Origin of the sequence: Marinobacter sp. MMG032 (genome assembly GCF_040112695.1) — a bacterium.
In the GTDB taxonomy this organism is placed as follows: domain Bacteria; phylum Pseudomonadota; class Gammaproteobacteria; order Pseudomonadales; family Oleiphilaceae; genus Marinobacter; species Marinobacter salsuginis.
The window spans coordinates 645,008-667,147 of the sequence record NZ_CP157802.1 but is presented as its reverse complement, the minus strand read 5'-3'; the positions used below and the strand labels follow the sequence as shown (position 1 = coordinate 667,147).

Here is a 22,140-nt window from a genome sequence, read left to right as displayed (position 1 = left end):
AGCACATTATGCGTATTGGTCAGGGCTTTGATGTCCACGCCTTCTGTGAAGGCGACTCTGTGATTATTGGCGGTGTAAGCATTCCGCATTCCCATGGGCTGAAGGCCCATTCTGATGGTGATGTCCTGCTGCACGCACTGGCGGATGCGCTGCTGGGCGCCGTAGCACTGGGCGACATCGGACATTTTTTTCCGGACACCAGTGATGAGTGGGCGGGCGCCGACAGCCGCGACCTTCTGCGCCGCGTCATGACCCGGGTCCGGGATGAGGGGTTTGGCGTGGTGAATGTGGATGCCACCATCATCGCTCAAGCTCCTAAAATGGCCCCTCATATTGATGCCATCCGTCTGAACATTGCGGAAGACCTGGGCGTTCCGGCCAGTCGCGTTAGTGTGAAAGCCACCACCACGGAAAAACTCGGCTTTACCGGGCGCGGTGAAGGCATCGCCTGCCAAGCTATCTGCCTGCTTGAACCGGTGGATTCGTGAATCAGTGGCGCCTTGACTGGCCAACGTCTGGCGGTAGGCGTGTTGCTTCGGGCCGTTTGAAGACAGCGCCCGGCGATTTCATTGTTGACGAGGTGCTGGAATTTCCGGAAAGCGGCTCCGATCTCAGGGCAGACGCAATCTCCGGCGTCGGAGAGCATCTCTGTGTGAAACTGGAGAAAGTGGGCGATAACACAGAGTACGTCGCTCGCGAACTGGCCAAAATGGCGGGTTTTCGCAACTTTGATGTCGGCTTCTGCGGTCTCAAGGATCGACATGCGGTAACACGCCAATGGTTCAGTCTCTATCGGCCAGGGTGTGAAGCTCAAGACGCCGCCCTGATTGACGAAATTGCTGTTCGATGGCCCGTTCTTGCGGCCTCGCGACAGGCCCGGAAATTGCGGCGGGGAGAGCACAGTGGCAATGGCTTTGTAATCACCCTGAGAGCAGTCACCGGGGAACGCGAGGTGATTGATCGTGCTCTGGTGCGCCTGGCAGATATTGGCGCTCCCAATTACTTTGGCCCCCAACGGTTCGGCAACGGTGGTGCAAACCTTGACCGGGCGGTGCATCTGGATCCTGCCACCCTGAACCGTCGGAACCGGTCCGGCGGAAAAGGCCGGGGTGGCAAAAAGCGCGCTGGCAGCGACGGCTCGAAAAACGTATTGTATTTTTCGGCGGCGCGCTCATGGCTGTTCAATGAGGTGCTTGCGGCTCGGGTAAGCGATGGCAGCTGGGCCGAGGCGGGGGCTACAGGCCCCTTGTGGGGTGACGGCGGCACGACGGCTTCCGGGGCACTGGAAGCTCTTGAACGGGACATTGTTGCGCAAACCCCTGGATTGGCGAGCCTGTTCTCGGTCACCCGGATGAAACCGGAGCGACGTCCCCTGGCGGTAAAGCCCGATAGGCTTGCCTGGCGGTGGCTGGCTGAGGACACTCTGGAACTGACGTTCTTTTTGTCACCCGGCCAGTACGCCACAACGATTTTGAGTGATATTTTCGAGCTTGAGGACATGAGCCTCAGCCGACATAACGAACAACAAGGCTAGCGGAGAACACTGTGCGTATTCTGTTGTCGAACGATGACGGCGTTCACTCACCGGGGCTAATTGCCCTGTTCGAGGGATTGAAGGGGCTGGGTGAGCTGGAGGTGGTGGCGCCCGATCGGGATCATAGCGGCGCCAGCAACGCCCTTACCCTCAATCGGCCTTTGACCGTAGAAGAGCATCCCAACGGGTTCCGCTCTGTGGATGGCACCCCGACCGACTGTGTTCATCTGGCGGTTAACGGGCTGTTCAAAGAGCCGTTCGACAGAGTAGTCTCCGGAATAAACACCCACGCCAACCTGGGCGATGACATTATTTATTCGGGTACTGTTGCCGCAGCCACTGAGGGACGTCACCTTGGTCTTCCGGCCATCGCTGTTTCCCTGGTCAACGATGGCCACTTTCACTATGCGACGGCTGCCCGGGTGGTCCGGATGCTGCTCGAGAACGAGAGCCCTCTGGAGCTCGGGCCGCGCTCTATCCTCAACGTTAATGTACCGGACGTCCCCTGGGAAGAACTGGCAGGCATTCGGGTAACCCGTCTGGGCCACCGGGAACGGGCGGAAGGCGCGGTGCCAATGACCTGTCCCCGCGGTAAGGAACGTTACTGGATAGGGGCGGCCGGTGTGGGCGGTGATGCCGGTCCTGGTACCGATTTCAACGCCGTCCGCGAAGGCTACGTCTCGGTAACCCCGGTGCATATAGATATGACCCGGCATGAGGCCCTTTCGCGGCTTCGGGACTGGGTCGATACCCTTGCGGATTTGCCGGAGGGCCGGGGATGACCGCTCAGCTTGAAGGTATCGGGATGACCTCACGGCGTACCCGGATGCGACTGGTGCAGCGCCTCAGGGAAGCCGGCATCGAATCGGACCGCGTGCTCGAGATCATGGGAGAGGTGCCAAGGCACATTTTCCTGGATGAAGCGCTGTCCCATCGCGCTTATGAAGACACATCCCTGCCAATCGGGTATGGCCAGACCCTGTCCCAGCCCTACATTGTGGCAAGGATGACGGAATTGATGCTCGCTCATGGGCCATCACGGGTGCTGGAGCTGGGAACCGGGTCAGGTTACCAGACCTCGGTGCTCTCCCGTCTGTTTTCGGAAATTTACAGCGTTGAGCGTATCAAGGCATTACAGGACAGGGCGCGGGACCGGTTGCGTCAGCTGAACGCCAGGAATGTGTTCCTGAAACACGCTGACGGAGGTATGGGCTGGCCTGAGCGGGGTCCTTTCGATGGCATCATCGTGACCGCAGCGCCCATTGAAGTACCAGGCGAGTTACTCGCCCAACTGGCAGACGGTGGCGTTCTGATTGCGCCCGTGGGAGAGGAAGACCAGGTGTTGGTTGAGGTAACCCGCAGGGGTGATCGTTTCGATCACAAAGAGTTGGAGCCGGTCCGTTTTGTGCCGCTGTTGGGCGGGGTTGTCCGCTAGTCATGGTTGATTCTGCAGTACCCAATTCGGATCCTGAAAGCGAAACCGGCCGTATCCATCATCCTGCAGCAGTTTTCCTGCGGGGCATTGCCATGGGCGCGGCTGATATTGTTCCAGGTGTCTCTGGCGGCACCATTGCATTCATTACCGGCATATACTTCCGACTGTTGGGAGCCATCAACGCGGTTCCCGCAGCGGTATTCCATGATCTGCTTCGGGGTCGCTTTGGCGCTTTCTGGCGCACTTGCGATGGAACCTTTCTGGCTTGTCTGCTGGCCGGCATCCTGACCAGCATTGCCACCCTGGCTTCAGCCATCAGTTACATGCTGGTGGCCTATCCCATCCTGATCTGGAGCTTTTTCTTCGGTTTGATTGTCGCTTCGGTTTGGCATGTGGGGCGCCAGGTTCGGCACTATGAGCCTCTACTGCTGATCCCGCTGCTACTGGGGATTGCTGTCGCCTGGTGGATAACCACTCTCTCCGCCAGCGAGGTGGCGCCATCCGCACTGGCGTTTTTCGGGGCCGGTGCGCTAGCCATCTGTGCCATGATTCTTCCCGGTATCTCGGGCAGTTTCATACTGGTGATTATTGGTATGTATGCTCCTGTGCTGGCAGCGATCAAATCGTTGGATGTGGGCGTTCTTATGTTGTTTATGGCAGGGTGCGTGGTGGGCCTTTTATCCATTGCCCGCCTGATCACCTGGGCATTTCATCATTTTCATGATCTTGTCCTCGCCCTGCTGACGGGCTTCATGATCGGTGCGCTCAACAAGGTATGGCCCTGGAAAGAAACGCTGAGTTGGCGGGTAAACAGCTCGGGTGAAAAAGTGCCCTTGAATGAGGCAAGCGTCTGGCCATGGACCTTTTTGGAGCAGGCCGGGCAGGATCCCCAGGTGCTACTTGCGGTGGTTATGGCGCTGGCTGGCTTCGCTCTTGTTCTGCTTGTGGAGTGGATTGGCTCAAGGCGCGGGCATGCCTCATCGTCGGCGTAGATCGGGTCGCTTGTTTTGCGAAATTGTTACCTAACGCACATATCGGGTGTTTCGTGAGGTAACAAGGGCGGCCAGCCAGTAACTTGGCTTCCTGCCTGAAATGTGCAATATATTAGCAAGTTACTATAAAAAGTTTAGAAACTGCTTCGATAACTAAAATGGTTTATACGGATTTTTCATAACTGGGTCAGTTTTATTCCTGTGAGATTTTTGCGTGGGCTAGTCAATGCCGTTTTACCGGTGTCCCCGCGGTTCCTTTCCGGTGCCTGTGAATCTTGTCGCCCTGCTAAAAAAACTCCGATCAGCCTGTTTCTCCTCGCTCCCCTCATAACTTTGATGCTGCTGTCTGGCTGCAATACGCCGGCACTGTACCAGGATGACATTTACAATCCCCCGGTTTATTGGGGTAGGCATGTAGTCCAGCCTGGTGAAACCCTCTACAGCATCGCCTGGCGGTATGGTCGGGACTATCGGGAGCTGGGTGACGCCAATGGGATTGGCCCGCCCTGGAACCTCAGGGCGGGGCAGGTGCTTCGTCTGGACCTTCGCGGAAATGTAACCTCGGGCAGTCAGACTACCACGGCTAGCAGACCGGCTGCCGCGGTCTCCAAAACCCCGAGCCGGGCCTCGCCGCCAAAGCAGACAGCCGCCACGGCACCAAAACCTGCGGTTACCAGGGCGCCGAGTAAAGGCGCGCCGCTTGCCTCGCAGACACAGACCGTAGCCCGAATTGAATGGCGCTGGCCGCATATTGGCACTGTAATTGCTGGATATTCAACATCTGGAAAAGTCAATAAAGGTATTGATATTGCCGGCCAAGCCGGGGATGCTGTAAGAGCAGCAGCCACCGGGAATGTAGTCTACGCCGGCAACGGGTTGCTTGGATACGGCAATCTGATTATCGTGAATCATAACGAGCACTATTTGAGTGCTTACGCTCACAACCGGAAGATTCTGGTGCAGGAAGGGGAGGATGTGAAAGCCGGGCAGGTGATCGCAGAGCTCGGTAGCAGTGGCGCTGAACGACCCATGTTGCATTTTGAGATTCGGAAGAATGGCAATCCGGTTGACCCAGTCCATTATCTGCCACCGCGCTAGGAAATGGTGCAGTCAGCAGGCTGCCCAGATCGCACACCCCGGCACTGACAAAAACACCGCGTTCGCAAGAAAAACAAGAACGGTAATGGCCGTGACAGGCCGACCAACAAAATGTCCTGAAGAAAAAGCATGAAGACAAAGACGTCCGCAATAACAAGAAGTATCGGGCGAACATCCAGGATTATTGAGAGGCGGGGCAAGACAAATGTCAGCAGAGCAAGAAGACATCATCATTGATCGCGTGTCGGACATGGACGATGCCGAGGATCAATTGCTAGCAGAAGAAAAAGTCGATAAAGAGGCGACTGAAGAGGTCGCTGAAGTCGAAGAAGATTTCCCTACCCAGGGACGTTATTTCACCAGTCAAAAGCAGCTGGATGCCACTCAGCTGTATCTCAACGAAATCGGATTTTCACCGCTCCTTACGCCGGAAGAAGAAGTTTATTTTGCCCGCCTGGCGCGCAAGGGTGAGGAGTCCGGTCGCAAACGTATGATTGAGAGCAACCTTCGCCTTGTGGTGAAGATTGCCCGTCGCTATGTGAACCGTGGTCTGACTCTGCTGGACCTGATCGAGGAAGGCAATCTTGGCCTGATCAGGGCGGTTGAGAAGTTCGACCCGGAGCGTGGCTTCCGCTTCTCCACTTACGCCACATGGTGGATTCGCCAGACCATTGAGCGCGCCATCATGAACCAGACCCGCACCATCCGACTCCCGATTCATGTGGTGAAGGAACTCAACCTCTACCTGCGTGCGGCGCGGGAGCTGACCCAGAAGCTGGATCACGAACCGTCGGCCGAAGAAATTGCGAAGATGGTCGACAAGCCGGTGGCTGACGTGAAGCGCATGCTTGGTCTGAATGAGCGCGTTGCGTCCATGGATACACCCATCGGCACCGGTGGTGAAAAATCGCTTCTGGATACCGTAGCCGATGAGGGAGCTTCAGATCCGGCGGATCTCCTGCAGGACAACAACATGTGTTCCTGCCTGGAGAAGTGGATTGATCAGCTCAGTGACAAACAGCAGGAGGTTCTCTCCCGCCGGTTTGGTCTTCGGGGCTACCCGGTCAGTACGCTGGAGGAAGTGGGGCAGGAAATCGGTCTGACCCGCGAACGTGTAAGGCAGATCCAGGTCGAGGCGCTGCGTCGTCTTCGTGAGATCCTGGAGAAGGAAGGCTTGTCCGGAAACCTGCTTTTCAAGTAGGACCCTCCAGATATTCCCATCAAAAAGCCGGCCAGGACACTCCTGGCCGGCTTTTTTGTGTTTCAGGATCGCTGCAAATGAGAACCAGGTTGCGCCTTGGCCGCCAGCCTCATTGATAGAATGCCGGGACCGGGCGGGGATAAGGGTGTCGAAGTCCGGTGCACGAATGAAACACGTCAATAATAACGATCGAAAAGGAAAGGACTATGAAGAAGGCTCTTACAACCGGCTTTGCCTCCGTGCTTATGACAGCCCTGCTGTCGGCACCGGCCTCTGCGCTCACCGTAGAAGGCGTTGATGTTCCGGACACCTATTCCGCCATGGATACCGAACTGAAGCTTAATGGCGCGGGTACCCGTTCCAAGTGGTTTATGGATCTGTATGTCGGAGGCCTGTACGTCCCCGAGACCATTGATGATGGTGAGGCCGTTATCAACGCAGACGAGCCCCAGGCGATTACGCTGCATATCATTTCCGGCATGATTACCAGCGAACGGATGACCGAGGCCACGCTGGAGGGTTTCGAAGCCTCCACCGACGGCGATATGGCGTCTATCCAGGAGGATGTGGACCAGTTCATGGCAGTGTTCCAGGAAGAGATCACCGAGGGTGACGTTTTTGATCTGGTGTATCTGCCCGGCGAGGGCGTGCGGGTCCTGAAGAATGGCGAACACAAGGACACGGTTGGCGATCTGGCCTTTAAAAAAGCCCTGTTCGGAATCTGGCTGTCTGACAAGCCGGCCCAGAAGGATCTGAAGGAGAAAATGCTGGGTCAGCGATAACCGTGGCTTGGCATCTGAATCAAAAAGCCGGCGAGATGCCGGCTTTTTAATGCCCCGGGTTCAGAGGTAATCCCGTTTCTGCTTGAATTCGCAGAGGTCTTCGATGATACAGGCACCGCATTTCGGTTTACGGGCAGTGCAGGTATAGCGGCCATGCAGAATCAGCCAGTGGTGGGCGTCCAGCAGAAACTCTTTCGGAACCAGGCGCATCAACCGGTTTTCAACCTCAAGAACATTCTTGCCCGGAGCGATGCCCGTTCGGTTCGACACTCGATAGATATGGGTGTCCACCGCCATCGCCATGTGGCCGAAGGCGGTGTTGAGCACCACATTTGCAGTTTTCCGACCCACGCCTGGTAAGGCCTCAAGATCTTCCCGGCGTTCCGGTACCTGACCGCCGTGTTTTTCGATCAGCATGCGACAAGTCTTGATCACGTTTTCGGCCTTGCTGTTAAACAGGCCGATGGTCTTGATGTATTCCTTGAGACCATCAACGCCCAGGGCGAGGATGGCCTCTGGGGTGTTGGCTACCGGAAAGAGCTTGTCGGTGGCCTTGTTGACCCCCACATCCGTGGCCTGGGCCGATAGAATAACCGCTATCAGCAACTCGAACGGGCTGGAATAGTTCAGCTCGGTGGTCGGATTGGGGTTGGCTTCCTTCAGCCGGGTGAATATCTCAATGCGTTTCTGTTTGTTCATCGGCTCTCAGTCTGTTGCAACCAGGGATCAGGAAACGTTGCCGGTGACCCGGACCCGTTTGCTGCCCGCCGCTACGGGTGCGGGCTCATGGGCTTTGCGGCGTTCTTCCAGATGATTATCGATCCCGTTCTTGAGGGCAATCAGCAGGCCCAGACCCACGAACGCGCCCGGGGGGAGGATCATGAACAGCATGTCCGGGTAGTTTTCGAAGGGGCGTACCACCCAGTCAGCAGCAACGGGGCCGAGGAGCAGGTGCATGTCGACAAACAGAGTGCCCTGTCCGATCAATTCCCGAAGGCCTCCGAGAACCACCAGAACCGCCAGAAAACCGAGGCCCATCATGGCGCCGTCCAACAGTGCCGGAAGTGGTGGGTTCCTCGAGGCGAAGGCGTCGGCCCGGCCCAGGATGGCACAGTTGGTGACAATCAGCGGAATGAAGATGCCAAGAATCAGGTACAGCTCGTAGGTAAAGGCCTGCATCAGCAACTCTGCGCAGGTCACGAACGAGGCGATGATCATCACGAACGCGGGCAGGCGAACTGACTCGCTCACGAAATTGCGAATCAGCGACACCGCGAGATTGGATCCCATGAGTACCATGAGTGTGGCCAGGCCCAGGCCGATGGCGTTAACAACGGTACTGGTCACTGCCAGAAGAGGGCAGAGTCCAAGCACCTGGACGAGGGCAGGGTTATTGTCCCAGAGTCCGTCCCGGACGATTTCGCTGGATGATTTGGTTGCCATGATCAGGAATGCTCCGTATTGGACGATTCGCCGGCAATCGCTTCAGGATTCAGGATCTTGTCTCTTGGTGACGGCTCTTCGTTAAGCCGTTCCCGGATAATCTGACGATTTTCCCGGAAGTAGATAAGTGCTTTTTGAACCGCTTTCACCACAGCCCTAGGTGTGATGGTGGCGCCGGTGAACTGATCGAACTCTCCACCATTCTTTTTAACGTTCCACTCCCGGTGGGGCGGCTTGCCCAGGGACCGGCCATCAAAGCTCTTGATCCAGTCGGATTTCCGGGTCTCGATCTGGTCTCCCAGCCCCGGCGTTTCTTTATGATTGGTTACCCGCACGCCAAGGATAGTACCTTGCATGTTGACGCCCACCAGCAGATGTATTTTGCCAGAGTACCCGTCCGGGGCCACCACGGGCATGATCATGCCAATGGGACGATCATTCTGTCTCGCCACCCAGACGGTCAGCGGACCGGGTTGCGCTAGCCGCTCACTGGCGGGTAGCTGCACCGTGTCCCTGAGCAGGTCGTTATTGTGCTGGCTCTCCGGAATGATCTCGTAGAGGGCCTGGGCTTCGGCACGAGCCGCCTGCTCACGAATGCGTTCTTCGGTAGCCACCTGGGTCACGGCGATGGTGCCACCGGTGATAACGGCGAACAAGCCGAGCCCGATGGCACTGCGACGAATGGACTGTGCAACTGCGGCCATGATTATCCCTGACTCCCCGGCACACCCCGACGGGCCTTGTGATGCCCGTATGTCCGCGGGGGTGTGTAATGATCAATGAACGGTACGGCAAAATTCATTAGCAGAACGCTGAACGCCACGGCGTCCGGATAATTGCCCCAGGTACGAATCAGGTAGATCAGGATGCCAATCCCGGCCCCGTAGATCAGTTTTCCCTGGTGGCTGGTAGCGGCCGAAACCGGATCGGTGGCAATAAAGAACGCACCCAGCATGGTTCCGCCTGCCAGCAGATGCAGTGAGAGCGGCGTGTAGAGGTCGGCATTATTGCCAAAAGCCAGGCTCATTACGATCAGGCCGCCGAGAAACCCCGCCGGAATGTGCCAGCTGATAATGCGAAGGCCGATCAGCAGCAAGCCTCCGGCCAGGAATGCCCCGTTGACCCACTCCCAGCCTTTGGCGATGCCCTCTCCAAACGTCGGATGGTTGAGAACCTCGACCGCAGTGTGGGTGGTGATCTTGTGTTTGTATTCATCAAGTGGTGTGGCCATTGTCCAGCCATCGACCGCTGTTTGCTGGCCCGAGGCAATGGTCGCCAGTGTCTCACCAAAGCCGGGCGCTCCGTCCCAGAGCATGGCAGGTTCCGCCCAGTTCGTGGTCATGGCCACCGGAAACGAGACCAGAACCAGGGCGTAGCCCACCATGGCGGGGTTGAACGGATTTGAGCCCAGCCCCCCATACAGTTGCTTGGCCACAACTATGGCTGAAATCACCGCGACGGCTGAGACCCACCAGGGCGCGAACTGAGGCAGTGACAGGCCCAGCAGAAGGCCGGTGACGGCAGCAGTGTTGTCCTTGATAAAGAACGCGACTGGCTTCTTTCTGAGCTTCAGAAGGGCAGCTTCGGAGGCGATTGCAACGGCGATACAGAAGACCACATTGATCAGGTTGCCCCAGCCAAAAAACAACGTCTGTGCCAACAGGCCAGGCAAGGCCGCAATAAGCACCCAGAACATCACGCGGGATGTTGGCCGGGCACTGTGTGCGTGGGGCGATGACTGCTGAACGAATGCCATGGGTGTGGTGCCTGATCTCGGTTAGTGGGTTGGCTGGGATTCGGTTGGACCGGCGGCCAGCTGCTGTCTGGCTTCAGCCAGGGCTTCTTCAGCACGTTTTACCCGGTCGTGGTTTTTGGCTACGGCCCGCTCCAGTTTCTCCACGTTGTCCGCCTGCTGGGCTTTGGCGTCATCGAGCATGCCCTGCATGGTTTCCAGTTTCGACTGAGCCTGGCTCAATTGTTTTTCAAGGGCCTCGATATCCGGCTTTTCCTCCGCCGGCGGCTCGCTGGCGGCAGGCTGCCTGGAGGCCTCAGCCTTTGCCTTCTTGCGGGCCAGGGCCTGTTCGACCAGCGCCGACTTGGCGGCCCGCTCATCAACCGCTGCACCCTCTGCAGCCGCTTTTTCCGCTTCAGCCTGCTTCTTGGCTGCCGCTTCGGCAGCGGCCTTCGCACGTTCCTGGCGCCTCAGTTCTTTCTCCTGCTGCTCCCGCTCGAGGCGGGCCTGGCGCGCTTCGAAGCGCTCGCGAGCTCTGTCTGCCTTTAGCTGTTCCGCCTGTTGGGCACGGATCTCGCCCTTGGCGAATCGATAGTACTGAACCAGTGGAATGGAACTCGGGCAAACGTAGGAACAAGCTCCGCATTCAATGCAGTCGAACAGGTTCAGGTGCTCCGCCTTTTCAAACTCGGTAGCCTTGGCATGCCAGAACAACTGTTGTGGCAGGAGTTCCATCGGGCAGGCTTCGGCGCACTGGCCACAACGGATGCAGGGCTGTTCAGGTGACGGTGCCGGCAATTCGGCTGCAGTTGCAGCGATCACACAGTTGGTGGTTTTGATCACCGGTACCGCTTCCGTTGTCAGCGTGTAGCCCATCATGGGCCCGCCAAGCACAAGACGACTAACGGCGTTCTGGTTAACGCCGGCCTGCTCCAGCAGGTGTTCAATCGGCGTGCCAATGAGAGCTTCGAAATTACCCGGTTCCCGGACGGCTTCCCCGGTAATGGTCACCACACGGGAGATCAGCGGTGTTCCTTCGAAAACCGCCTTTGCCACGGCCACTGCGGTTCCGATGTTCTGGCACATCACGCCAATATCGGCTGGAATGCCCCCGCTGGGTACTTCCATGCCGGTCAGAATCTGGATCAGCTGTTTCTCACCGCCTGAGGGATACTTGGTGGGAATAACCGCAATTTCGGTCTGGGTGCCTTCGGTGGCTTTTTGAAGCGCGGCAATGGCCTCTGGCTTGTTGTCCTCGATGCCGATCACGCAACGCTCGGGGCGCAGAATCCAGGCCATGATTTTCAGGCCGGCAACCACCTCATCGGCCTTTTCCCGCATGGTCATGTCGTCCGCGGTGATGTAGGGCTCGCATTCCGCACCGTTCAGGATAAGCGTGCTTACCTTGCGGTCCCGTGGTGGCCGGAGCTTGATGTTGGTGGGAAAGCCGGCGCCACCCATGCCGGAGATGCCGGCGTCACGGATGATCTGCAGAACCTGGTCCCGCTCCAGGGAACGATAGTCCTTTACGGGATTGCGCTGGCACCACTGGTCTTCACCATCCGATTTCAGGGTGATGCACCGGTCCGTCATACCCGAGGGGTGGGGAACAGGAAGGTCGGCAATGCTCTCAATCACGCCGGATGTTGGCGCGTGTACAGGGACGCCCATGCCCGTTTTCACATCGGCAATTTTCTGGCCCTTCAATACCCGCTCGCCGACCTCAACAATGGCTTCGGCGGGCTCGCCGATGTGCTGCTGAAGGGGCAGAACCAGATAGTCAGGAACGCTGGCGCTGCGAATCGGGCGGGCGGTGGAAATGGCTTTGTGTTCCGGAGGGTGAATGCCGCCGGAAAAGTCCCAGAGTTGAGTCATCAGGCGCTGGCTCCCTGGCGATCGGTGGCAATGAGGCCGGATTTGGGCGGTGTCCAGGTCCAGGTGCGTATATCCTGTTCAACCGTCACCATGTCGATGCAATCCACAGGACAGGGATCAACACACAGATCGCAGCCGGTGCATTCGCTTTCAATCACCGTGTGCATGTGCTTTGCGGCTCCAAGAATGGCGTCCACGGGGCAGGCCTGGATGCACTTGGTGCAACCGATGCATTCGTCCTCACGAATCACCGCAACCCGTTTGACCTGTTCAACGCCATGCTCGGCATCCAGTGGCTCTGGCTCTACATCCAGCAGGTCGGCCAGTGCCTTGATAGTGGACTCGCCGCCTGGCGGGCACTTATTGATGGGGCCGCCCTCGGCGATGGATTCGGCATAGGGACGGCATCCGGGATAGCCGCACTGGCCGCACTGGGTCTGGGGCAGAAGGGCATCAATCTGATCGACCAGGGGATTGCCCTCGACCCGGAATCGTTCAGCGGCAAATCCAAGCAAACCGCCGAAAACCACGGCGAGGGCCAGAAGAACCACAACGGCAACAAGAACGCTTGTCCACATAACCTGTTACTCCTAATCCCGTCAGCCGGTCACACGCTGACCAGGCCGCCAAAGCCCAGGAAAGCCAGAGCCATCAGCCCGGCCGTAACAAGGCCGATAGCGGCACCCCGAAATGCAACCGGAACATCGGCCACGGCGATGCGCTCACGCATGGCGGCAAATAGCACCAGAACCATGGAAAAGCCCGCTGCTGCGCCAAAGCCATACAAAACCGACTCAACGAAATTGTTGTTCTTGTTGATGTTCAGAAGGGCAACGCCGAGCACTGCGCAGTTAGTGGTGATCAGCGGAAGGAAAATACCCAGCACCCGATAGAGCAACGGGCTTGTCTTGCGAACCACCATTTCGGTGAACTGCACCACCACGGCAATCACCAGAATGAACGTGATGGTTCTCAGAAACGCCAGGTCCAGCGGCTCAAGCAGATAGGTGTAGGCAAGGTAACTGCAAACCGACGCCAGGGTCAGCACGAAGGTGGTAGCCAGGGACATACCCATGGCCGTTTCCAGCTTTCCGGACACACCCATGAACGGGCACAGGCCCAGAAACTGAACCAGCACAAAATTGTTCACCAGAATGGTGCTGACCAGAATCAGCAGATATTCCGTCATTTACCTTGCTCCATTGGCCCCTGCCAGCTCTGCCTGGTCGCCCTTACATGACCCGCATGCCGGGGGTGGCGCCGGAATCCGGGGACAGGATGAAGATGTCCTTGCCGCCGGGGCCGGCCGCCAGAACCATGCCCTCGGACATCCCGAACTTCATCTTCCGTGGCTTGAGGTTAGCGACCATCACCGTCAGGCGCCCCTCGAGTTCTTCCGGATTGTAGGCTGACTTGATACCAGCAAACACGTTGCGCTCGCCATGCCCTACGTCAAGGGTGAGGCGAAGAAGCTTGTCGGCGCCGTCCACATGCTCGGCTTTGACAATTTTAACCACCCGAAGATCCACTTTCGCGAAATCGCCAAATTCTATTTCATCTGCGATCGGCTCCAGATTGGCAGCAGGCGCCGGTTTGCCGGTCGCTGCAGGCAATTCCTCCTTGGAGGCGTCCAGCATTTTCTCGATCTGGGCCATGTCCACGCGGTTCATCAGCGGTTTGAACTTGTTGATACCGTGGTTTTCCAGGCGCTCGCCGCGGTTGTTCCAGTCCAGCGGCGCATTCAGGAACGTCTCGGACGCCTTGGCAGTTTCCGGCAGTACCGGCGCCAGATAGGTCATCAGAAGATGGAACATGTTGATGGCGTTGGTACAGATAGCCTGCAGGTTCTCGTCCTGGCCTTCCTGCTTGGCAATCACCCAGGGCTGCTCGTCGTTAACATACTGGTTGGCAATGTCCGCCAGTTCCATGATCCGGCGCATCGCGCGGCCGAATTCGCGGGTCTCGTAGAATTCCTCGATTTCCTTGCCGGCTTCGATGAATTCTTTCAGTTTGGCGTGCTCGGTCACCTGGCCAAGCTGGCCTTCAAAGCGCTTGGTAATGAAACCGGCGCTGCGGCTGGCAATATTCACCACCTTGCCCACCAGATCCGAGTTCACCCGGGCCGCAAAATCTTCCAGGTTCAGGTCCATGTCATCCACACTGCCGGTCAGCTTGGCGGCGAAGTAGTAGCGCAGGTATTCCGGGTTCAGATGGTCCAGGTAGGTGCGCGCCATGATAAACGTGCCCCGGGACTTGGACATTTTCTTCCCGTTAACGGTGACAAAACCGTGGGCCCACACTGCGGTCGGTGTGCGGAAGCCAGCGTCATGGAGCATGGACGGCCAGAACAGAGCGTGGAAGTTGATAATATCCTTGCCGATGAAGTGGTAGACCTCAGCGGTGGAATCGGCCTTCCAGAAGTGCTCGAAATCGATGCCTTCCCGGTTGCAGAGGTTCTTGAAGCTCGCCAGGTAACCGATCGGCGCGTCCAGCCAGACATAGAAGTACTTGCCTGGAGCGTCCGGAATCTCGAAACCGAAATAGGGCGCATCACGGCTGATGTCCCATTCCTGCAGACCGGCGTCCAGCCATTCAGCCAGCTTGTTGGCCACCTGCGGCTGCAGCGTTCCGCTGCGGGTCCACTTGGCGAGGAAATCCTGGAAATCCGGCAGCTTGAAGAAATAGTGCTCGGATTCCTTCTCGATCGGTGGGGCTCCGGAGACCGCCGAGCGCGGATTGATCAGCTCGGCCGGCGTGTAGGTCGCGCCACAGGCCTCACAGTTATCACCGTACTGGTCCTCGGTCTTGCACTTGGGGCAGGTGCCCTTGATAAAGCGATCCGCCAGGAACATGTTCTTTTCCGGATCGTAGGACTGGGTAATCTTGCGCGTGGCAATGTGTCCGTTTTCCTGAAGCTGACGGTAGATGTACTCCGAGAACTGACGATTCTCCTCGGAGTGGGTGGTGTAATAGTTGTCGAAGCGGATATGGAACCCGGCGAAATCTTCCTGGTGCTCCTCACGGATCCGGTCGATCAGCTGCTCAGAGGTAATGCCTTCCCGCTCCGCGCGGAGCATGATGGCGGTGCCATGGGCATCGTCGGCGCAAACGTAGTAACAGTTCTGGCCACGCATCTTCTGGTAGCGCACCCAGATATCGGTCTGAATGTATTCCAGCAGGTGCCCCAGATGGATAGGGCCGTTGGCGTACGGCAGGGCGCTGGTAACCAGAATATCGCGCTGTTGCTTGCTCGCTTGCGTCATGGTGATGTCCGAACCTTATGTTGACACGGGTTGGAAAAACAAAACGGGGACTGGCGGCTGTCTTGATTGATTGCCCCAGATAAAGACCCCATATGGTCAGAAACGGGCACAGATGATACCTTCCGAGCAGATAATTTTCACCCGAATCACCTGTTTCCGTGCTTAAAATCGAGCATGAGCTTATTCCGGAGAACCCGATGACACAGATTTCAGAGCAGGCCCTGCAAGCAGCGGTTCGCGAGTACCGCGATCCCTACCTCAACAAGGACCTCTACGAACTGGGTGCCGTTAAATCCCTCAACGCCGACGACAACGGGAACGTCACCCTCATGGTCGAGCTGCCATACCCCTCGAAAGGCATCGCAGGAGCCCTGAAACAGCTGGTCGGTAACGCCCTGGAAGACGTCGACGGTGTTGAGAATGTGGACGTCAACGTGGGCCAGAAAATCCACTCCTACAAAGTCCAGAAAGACCTGCCCTCGGTCCCCGGCGTGAAAAATATCATCGCCGTCGCCTCCGGCAAGGGCGGTGTCGGCAAATCCACCACCGCCGTCAACCTGGCTCTGGCTCTCCAGGCCGAAGGTGCACGGGTTGGCATTCTAGACGCCGACATCTACGGCCCCAGCATCGGCATGATGCTCGGCGTGCCTGAAGGTAAACGCCCGGATACCCGCGAAAACAAATACTTCGTCCCCATGGACGCCCACGGACTCCAGGCCAACTCCATGGCCTTCGTCGTCACCGAGAAAACCCCCATGGTCTGGCGCGGCCCCATGGTCAGCGGCGCCGTGATGCAACTGCTGCAGCAAACCCTCTGGAACGAACTCGACTACCTCATTGTCGACATGCCCCCCGGCACCGGCGACATCCAGCTCACCCTGGCCCAGAAAGTCCCGGTAACCGGCGCCGTCATCGTCACCACACCCCAGGACATCGCACTGCTGGATGGCAAGAAAGGCATCGAAATGTTCCGCAAAGTCGACATCCCGGTGCTTGGCGTGGTCGAAAACATGAGCGTCCACATCTGCAGCAACTGCGGCCACGAAGAACCCCTCTTCGGCCACGGCGGCGGTGAACGCATTGCTGAGGAATACGACACCACACTCCTCGGCCAGTTGCCCCTGCACATGACCATCCGGGAGCAAACCGATGGCGGCACCCCCTCCGTGATCGCCGAACCGGACTCCGAAGTGGCCCGCCGTTATCGCGATATCGCGAGAAGGGTAGGGGCTGAACTGTCCACTAGGGAGCGGAACCTTTCCGGTTCGATCTCAAGTGTTTCCGTGACCGAGCACTGAGGCGTTGCGCAGAACTGCGGCGGTTAACTCACTGGCTTGATCACGGCCGCAGGGGCAGCCTTCCAAAAATGTCGAAGGCCATGGATGGCCTTCGCCAAGCGCACATGGATGTGCTCGTAGCGGTTTTTGGAAGGCTGCCCCTGTCGGCGTAGCCCGCCAATGGTGAAGTCCTGAATAACAGTCGCAGCCCTCTTAAGGCGGAACCTCCGTTGGCTTCGACAGACCCCGAGTGAACAGGTAAACTACGCCCCAATTTTCCCAGTGGATACGAGACTTCGCCAATGAGCATCAAATCCGACAAGTGGATTCGCCGGATGTCCGAACAACACGGCATGATCGAACCGTTCGAAAGCGGACAGGTTCGTGAAACCGAAAAAGGCCGCGTGATCTCCTACGGCACCTCCAGCTACGGCTACGACGTGCGCTGCAGCAACGAATTCAAAATCTTCACCAACGTCCACTCCGCCACCGTGGACCCGAAGAACTTCGACGAAAACAGCTTCGTCAACTACACTGGCGACGTCTGCATCATCCCGCCGAACTCCTTCGCGCTGGCCCGTACCGTGGAATACTTCCGCATCCCGCGAAGCGTACTGACCATCTGCCTGGGCAAGTCCACCTATGCCCGCTGCGGGATCATTGTCAACGTAACCCCGCTGGAGCCGGAATGGGAAGGCCAGGTAACCCTGGAATTTTCCAACACCACCAACCTGCCGGCGAAGATCTACGCCAATGAAGGCGTGGCCCAGATGCTGTTCTTCGAATCTGACGAAATCTGTGAAACCAGCTACAAGGATCGCGGCGGCAAGTACCTCGGCCAGACCGGCGTGACCCTGCCCAGGACATGAACGCCAATCAGTTCCTGAAAGCCGTCTCACAACTGCAGGGCTGGCGCGAATGCGCCTTCCTGCTCGCTCTGGCTGAGCGCTCATTCCCGAATTACGCGTTGTTTTCCGACGCCATGGGCCTGAAAACCGGTGCCAAAATGCGCCAGCTTCTGGATCTGGGCTGGGACATGCTTCAAAAAGACGTCTCGGAATCCGCCATTCCCCAGCTGCTTGCGAAACTGGAAACCCTTTCGCCAGATGTCGAAGCCTACGATGCCTACGGCGTTTACCCGGCCTTCGACTTCTGTCAGCTACTGGAGCAGGCCCTGCTGAACCGGCTCAACCCGGCCAAGCACCGGGCCACCGATGCCTCGCAAATGGCTACCGGAACCGTGATGAACTTCATTGAGCTGTCGGAGGGCGAGGATCTGGAGGAGGACGAACTTGTTCGTTTGCTCGATCACCATCCGCTGATGAAGGAAGACAAAACCTTCCAGCGGGACCTGATCCTGGCTCTGAAACGCCAGCGTACGCCGACCGATCAGTTTGTGGCCCGGCTTCGGGAAGACGCCGCCAACGAGGGCGTCAGTAACCTCGGTATCTCGCTCAGCGAATAAACGCAGGGTGAAGAAGCAAGCTACACTTCCGGTAGTACTCCTTATTCTCAGATTAGGTCAGATGGATTTAACCCCATGAAACTCTCTGCTTTTGGTCGCAAGTTCACCGCCGATGCCGGCATCACGTCTCTGATGGATGACCTGGGTAACGCCATGGCATCCGGAGATGACATGATCATGATGGGTGGCGGTAATCCAGGGCACATTCCCGAGATTCAGCAGCGGGTGCAGGAAATTCTGGCCGATATGAGTCGTAGTGAGGGCGACGTTCGCCGTTTGGTCGGCATCTACGATCCGCCCCAGGGTGAAAAACAGTTTATCGCCTCGCTCGCCGAACTGCTTAACCGGGAATACGACTGGGGGTTGAAGCCCGAGAATATTGCCCTGACCAACGGCAGTCAGGCGGCCTTCTTCATGCTCTTCAACATGTTTGGCGGCGATTATGGCGAAGGACAGCGCAAGCATATCCTGTTGCCACTGGCCCCCGAGTATATCGGCTACGCCGACGCTGGCATCGAACCGGGACTGTTTCACGCGGTTCAGCCGGACATCTCCTTCACCGATGCCCACGAATTCAAGTATCGGGTGGATTTTGATGCGGTGGAGGTCACCGGAGAAACCGGCGCCATCTGTGTGTCGCGGCCAACCAATCCCACTGGCAACGTTGTCACGGATGAGGAGCTTGCGCGGCTCGAAGAGCTTGCCCGGCAGCACGATGTTCCGCTGATCGTTGACGGAGCCTACGGCACGCCCTTCCCGAGCTTGTTGTTCGTTGATGCAATGCCGACCTGGAACGACCAGATTATCCTCTGTCTGAGCCTTTCGAAGCTGGGTTTGCCGGCGGCGAGGACCGGTATCGTGATTGCGGCCGAGCCCGTGATCAAGGCGCTTTCCGGTATCAACGCCATCATGAATCTGGCGACTGGCAGCTTTGGTGCCATGCTGGCGAAGCCGCTGGTTCGCTCCGGTGAGATCCTGTCCCTTAGCCGGGATGTGGTTTGCCCCTTCTACAAGGCGAAGATGGAGCGGGCGGTGGCGGCTTTCCGGGAGGCCATGGGTGAGGACAGCTGCCGCTGGTACGTCCACAAACCCGAAGGCGCCATGTTCCTGTGGCTCTGGTTCCCGGACCTGCCGATTACCAGCCTGGAACTGTACCAGAGGCTGAAAAGCCGGGGTGTCCTGGTGGTTTCCGGGCATTATTTCTTCCCGGGGTTGCCCGAGGATGGCTGGAGGCACCGGCACGAGTGCCTGCGCGTTACCTATTCACAGGACGACGACCGGGTCGCCGAAGGTCTTCGGATCATTGCTGATGAGGTCAAGGCGGTGTGGCGGGAGGCCGGGCGCAGCGTCTAGCGCTCGAACTCCGCTTCCTTGAGTTTCAGCTCGTAGGTGCTGCCGTCCGGCTCCACCTGTCTGAGCCGGACGAGCAGGTAATTCTGCTCCGGCGAAAACCACATCAGGGTCTGGCGCTTCGAGTCCTCGCGGACCTTCTCTGCCTTGAGCGTGCTTCTCTGTTTGCTGCCCGTGTTTATCTTCTCGCCGTTGATCACCGCGAAGCGATCGGTATCTATGGAGTTGCCGTCCAGCACCCGATAGGTCATATCCCGCTTGCCGTTCTTGATATCCTGATGCAGCTGAAGCTGATAACCCAGCGGGTCCAGAAGGCCTTCCTCAAGTGGTAGTTCAAAGCGCTTGCCCTTGTATTCCCCGCTTGCGACGCCTGCGGACCAGTCAAAGTCGATCGATTGCTTTCGGTCGCTGATCAGAAAACCGGATAGTCGGTACCGGTATCGCATGGGTATGACGTGTCCGTCCTCCCAGCGGAATACGAGCGATTCGTCGATACTCACGATAAAGGAATCGACATCCGTCCGGTAAAGCCAGATGTCGTTGCCCTGGGAGGTAAGTGTGCGCTTTGCAGTACCATTGAGGGAGAGCCCCTTTTCCATGGCTGCGGTGTAGCTGGCCTCGAAAGGGGTCAGGTCGGCTTCAGTCTGTGCGTGCAGATTGGCCGGCCCGGCCAGAATGCCGAGGCAGGCCAGCAAGACCGCTAAGCCTGCTCTGGTGAGTCGTCGTGAAAGCATCTTGTCATTCCCGAACCATTACCGTCATCAATGGCGACAGTGTAGCTGCTTGGAGCGAGTGCGGGGATGACAATTCGTTCAGGGGAGGTATCAGTTGTCCGGCAGGCGCATGGGCGCGTTCAGCGGTTCGCCGTCGAACAGCACATAATCGCTGCCCAGTTGAATCCGGCCTTCGCAGAACCAGCGCACAACGATAGGGTAAAGGATGTGCTCCTTGGTCTGGACCTTCTCCGCGAGGCTTTCGGGTGTGTCATCGGAAGCAATCGACACCTCTGCCTGGGCAATGACCGGGCCGCCATCCAGCTCTTCGGTGACGAAGTGGATAGAGACGCCGTGAACCCTATCACCCGCTTCCAGTGCCCTGCGGTGCGTGTTGAGCCCGGTGTACTTGGGCAGCAATGAGGGGTGAATGTTCAGCATCTTGCCCCGGAAAGCCCGGACAAAGTCGGTGGTCAGAATACGCATGAAGCCTGCCAGAACAATCACGTCCGGATTGTAGCGGAGGATTTCCGCCATCAGGGAGGCATCGAACTCATCCCGGGATTCGAAATTCTTGTGGTTGACCACAAAGGTTTCGATGTTGGCCTGGGCCGCGCGCTCGAGGGCAAATGCTCCGGGCTGGTTGCAGCCAACGGCAACGATCTGCCCCGGGAAATCCCGTTCTCGGCTGGCTTCAATGAGAGCCTGAAGGTTGGTGCCACTGCCGGAGGCGAGCACCAGGATTTTCGGTAACGGAGTCTGATCTGCCTTCATGCCGACAGCAGTCCCGGAGCGTAGCGAACGCTGGCATCGGCCTCTTCACTGTCTGCGCGCTCGATCGTACCCACGTGCCAGGCATGTTCGCCCAGAGCCTTAAGCGTATCCAGGGCGAGTTCCTTCTGGTTGGCCGGCACGCAGACAATCATGCCGATACCGCAGTTGAACGTGCGGTACATTTCTTCACTGGCCACGCCGCCGTTGTTCTTGAGCCACTCAAAAACCGGAGGCAGCGACCAGCTTTCGGTGTCTATGGCCGCGATAGTGCCGTTTGGCAGAACCCTGGGAATATTTTCCGGCAGGCCGCCACCGGTAATGTGGGACAGGGCCCGGACATCCACCTCGCGAATCAGTTGCAGGAGGTTCTTTACGTAGATGCGCGTCGGGGCCATCAGGGCATTCGCCAGGGTAGTGTCGCCCATAGGCTGCTCGAGGTCGGCGTTGCTGACTTCCAGAATCTTCCGGATCAGGGAATAGCCGTTTGAGTGAGGTCCGGAAGAGCCCAGGGCAATCAGAACATCGCCGGCCTGAACCCGGCCGCCATCAATGATTTCGCTGCGTTCGGCAACGCCCACGCAGAAGCCTGCCAGATCGTAGTCGTCGCCCTCGTACATGCCCGGCATTTCAGCGGTTTCTCCGCCTACCAGCGCGCAACCGGCCTGTTCGCAGCCTTCGCCGATCCCGGCAACCACCTGTGCAGCAACATCTACGTTGAGTTTGCCGGTTGCATAATAGTCCAGGAAGAACAGCGGCTCTGCGCCGCCGACAACCAGATCGTTCACGCACATGGCAACCAGATCAATGCCAATGGTGTCGTGCTTGTCCAGTTGCATGGCCAGTCTGAGCTTTGTGCCCACGCCGTCGGTGCCGGAAACCAAAACCGGTTCGTTGTATCCGGCGGGAATGGAGACCATGGCGCCGAAGCCGCCCAGACCGCCAAGAACCTCGGGTCGGCGAGTGCGCGCGGCGGTGTCCTTGATTCGGCTGACGAGTTCATTGCCGGCATCGATATCGACGCCAGCATCGCGGTAGGTCAGGGAGGGCTTCTGTTCGCTCATGGTGTACTTAACCGTTGGCCAGTGGGTCAGGCGGCGGATTTTAACAGGTGCGGTGTGGCGCTCCAAATGTATATTGCTTTTCCGAAATCCGCGGCTGCTACTCACGCCTTGGGGCATGGTGTATCCTATGCGCCATTCATGCGAA

23 protein-coding genes are annotated in these 22,140 nt (G+C 58.0%); 12 read left to right on the top strand and 11 right to left on the bottom strand.

Features of this window, described 5'->3' with window-relative positions:
* The first annotated feature begins 8 nt into the window (after positions 1-8).
* The 8 genes from ispF (at position 9) to ABNF92_RS03000 (ending at position 7,042) form a co-directional block, all read left to right on the top strand.
* Positions 9-488, top strand: coding sequence for a 2-C-methyl-D-erythritol 2,4-cyclodiphosphate synthase (ispF, locus tag ABNF92_RS03035; protein WP_349343399.1), 480 nt, complete (start codon positions 9-11; stop codon positions 486-488).
* The gene (locus tag ABNF92_RS03030; RefSeq protein WP_349343398.1) at positions 485-1,534 is read left to right on the top strand and encodes a tRNA pseudouridine(13) synthase TruD; all 1,050 of its coding nucleotides are present in this window, start codon (positions 485-487) and stop codon (positions 1,532-1,534) included. Before ispF ends, ABNF92_RS03030 begins: the two co-directional genes overlap by 4 nt.
* Positions 1,535-1,545: 11 nt before the next feature.
* Positions 1,546-2,316 carry a 5'/3'-nucleotidase SurE gene (surE, locus tag ABNF92_RS03025; protein ID WP_069184531.1) on the top strand — a complete coding sequence of 257 codons (771 nt, stop codon included), beginning with the start codon at positions 1,546-1,548 and terminating at the stop codon, positions 2,314-2,316.
* Positions 2,313-2,969 carry a protein-L-isoaspartate(D-aspartate) O-methyltransferase gene (locus tag ABNF92_RS03020; protein ID WP_069184532.1) on the top strand — a complete coding sequence of 219 codons (657 nt, stop codon included), beginning with the start codon at positions 2,313-2,315 and terminating at the stop codon, positions 2,967-2,969. The genes surE and ABNF92_RS03020 overlap by 4 nt, the downstream gene beginning before the upstream one ends.
* A gap of 2 nt (positions 2,970-2,971) precedes the next feature.
* Positions 2,972-3,961: a DUF368 domain-containing protein gene (locus ABNF92_RS03015; RefSeq protein WP_349343397.1), complete on the top strand. Its 990-nt coding sequence runs from the start codon at positions 2,972-2,974 to the stop codon at positions 3,959-3,961.
* Between the two features lie 336 nt (positions 3,962-4,297).
* Positions 4,298-5,059, top strand: coding sequence for a peptidoglycan DD-metalloendopeptidase family protein (locus ABNF92_RS03010; protein ID WP_174805055.1), 762 nt, complete (start codon positions 4,298-4,300; stop codon positions 5,057-5,059).
* Between the two features lie 205 nt (positions 5,060-5,264).
* A complete protein-coding gene (rpoS, locus tag ABNF92_RS03005; RefSeq protein WP_069184534.1) occupies positions 5,265-6,260 on the top strand; it encodes an RNA polymerase sigma factor RpoS in 996 nt (331 codons plus the stop codon).
* A gap of 206 nt (positions 6,261-6,466) precedes the next feature.
* The gene (locus tag ABNF92_RS03000) at positions 6,467-7,042 is read left to right on the top strand and encodes a chalcone isomerase family protein (RefSeq protein ID WP_291907878.1); all 576 of its coding nucleotides are present in this window, start codon (positions 6,467-6,469) and stop codon (positions 7,040-7,042) included.
* A gap of 60 nt (positions 7,043-7,102) precedes the next feature.
* Here ABNF92_RS03000 and nth read toward each other — a convergent pair whose 3' ends face one another.
* From nth to metG, 8 genes are read right to left on the bottom strand one after another with little or no spacing between them, the layout of a single operon-like run.
* Positions 7,103-7,741, bottom strand: a complete 639-nt coding sequence (gene nth / locus ABNF92_RS02995; protein ID WP_209398120.1) for an endonuclease III — start codon at positions 7,739-7,741, stop codon at positions 7,103-7,105.
* A 27-nt stretch (positions 7,742-7,768) separates the two neighbouring features.
* On the bottom strand, positions 7,769-8,485 hold the full coding sequence (locus ABNF92_RS02990; RefSeq protein ID WP_209398118.1) for an electron transport complex subunit E: 717 nt from the start codon (positions 8,483-8,485) through the stop codon (positions 7,769-7,771).
* Between the two features lie 2 nt (positions 8,486-8,487).
* Positions 8,488-9,189, bottom strand: coding sequence for an electron transport complex subunit RsxG (rsxG, locus tag ABNF92_RS02985; protein WP_136629638.1), 702 nt, complete (start codon positions 9,187-9,189; stop codon positions 8,488-8,490).
* 2 nt (positions 9,190-9,191) lie between these two features.
* Positions 9,192-10,241, bottom strand: coding sequence for an electron transport complex subunit RsxD (gene rsxD / locus ABNF92_RS02980; protein WP_349343396.1), 1,050 nt, complete (start codon positions 10,239-10,241; stop codon positions 9,192-9,194).
* Between the two features lie 21 nt (positions 10,242-10,262).
* On the bottom strand, positions 10,263-12,092 hold the full coding sequence (gene rsxC / locus ABNF92_RS02975) for an electron transport complex subunit RsxC (protein ID WP_349343395.1): 1,830 nt from the start codon (positions 12,090-12,092) through the stop codon (positions 10,263-10,265).
* On the bottom strand, positions 12,092-12,670 hold the full coding sequence (gene rsxB, locus ABNF92_RS02970) for an electron transport complex subunit RsxB (RefSeq protein ID WP_136629641.1): 579 nt from the start codon (positions 12,668-12,670) through the stop codon (positions 12,092-12,094). Before rsxB ends, rsxC begins: the two co-directional genes overlap by 1 nt.
* A gap of 29 nt (positions 12,671-12,699) precedes the next feature.
* Entirely contained in the window at positions 12,700-13,281 is a 582-nt protein-coding gene (gene rsxA / locus ABNF92_RS02965; protein ID WP_008172856.1) for an electron transport complex subunit RsxA, read from the bottom strand.
* 43 nt (positions 13,282-13,324) lie between these two features.
* The gene (gene metG / locus ABNF92_RS02960) at positions 13,325-15,355 is read right to left on the bottom strand and encodes a methionine--tRNA ligase (protein WP_349343394.1); all 2,031 of its coding nucleotides are present in this window, start codon (positions 15,353-15,355) and stop codon (positions 13,325-13,327) included.
* Between the two features lie 197 nt (positions 15,356-15,552).
* Between metG and apbC the strand changes: the two genes are divergently transcribed.
* The 4 genes from apbC to ABNF92_RS02940 all read left to right on the top strand — a co-directional run bounded on the left by apbC (position 15,553) and on the right by ABNF92_RS02940 (position 19,450).
* The gene (gene apbC / locus ABNF92_RS02955) at positions 15,553-16,653 is read left to right on the top strand and encodes an iron-sulfur cluster carrier protein ApbC (protein WP_349343393.1); all 1,101 of its coding nucleotides are present in this window, start codon (positions 15,553-15,555) and stop codon (positions 16,651-16,653) included.
* A 281-nt stretch (positions 16,654-16,934) separates the two neighbouring features.
* Positions 16,935-17,501 (top strand): dCTP deaminase, encoded by a 567-nt coding sequence (gene dcd / locus ABNF92_RS02950; RefSeq protein ID WP_008172848.1) that lies wholly within the window; start codon positions 16,935-16,937, stop codon positions 17,499-17,501.
* Positions 17,498-18,097, top strand: coding sequence for a YjaG family protein (locus tag ABNF92_RS02945; protein WP_069184544.1), 600 nt, complete (start codon positions 17,498-17,500; stop codon positions 18,095-18,097). The genes dcd and ABNF92_RS02945 overlap by 4 nt, the downstream gene beginning before the upstream one ends.
* 75 nt (positions 18,098-18,172) lie before the next feature.
* Positions 18,173-19,450 (top strand): valine--pyruvate transaminase, encoded by a 1,278-nt coding sequence (locus ABNF92_RS02940; protein ID WP_349343392.1) that lies wholly within the window; start codon positions 18,173-18,175, stop codon positions 19,448-19,450.
* On the opposite strand, the gene ABNF92_RS02935 is transcribed toward ABNF92_RS02940, so the two are convergent.
* The 3 genes from ABNF92_RS02935 to purM all read right to left on the bottom strand — a co-directional run bounded on the left by ABNF92_RS02935 (position 19,447) and on the right by purM (position 21,995).
* A complete protein-coding gene (locus ABNF92_RS02935; protein WP_069184546.1) occupies positions 19,447-20,181 on the bottom strand; it encodes a DUF3108 domain-containing protein in 735 nt (244 codons plus the stop codon). The two genes, ABNF92_RS02940 and ABNF92_RS02935, sit on opposite strands and share 4 nt — an antisense overlap.
* A gap of 90 nt (positions 20,182-20,271) precedes the next feature.
* Complete coding sequence (gene purN, locus ABNF92_RS02930) at positions 20,272-20,934, bottom strand: phosphoribosylglycinamide formyltransferase (protein ID WP_222464233.1); 663 nt, start codon at positions 20,932-20,934, stop codon at positions 20,272-20,274.
* Positions 20,931-21,995, bottom strand: a complete 1,065-nt coding sequence (gene purM, locus ABNF92_RS02925) for a phosphoribosylformylglycinamidine cyclo-ligase (protein ID WP_291907858.1) — start codon at positions 21,993-21,995, stop codon at positions 20,931-20,933. The genes purN and purM overlap by 4 nt, the downstream gene beginning before the upstream one ends.
* Positions 21,996-22,140: the final 145 nt, after the last annotated feature.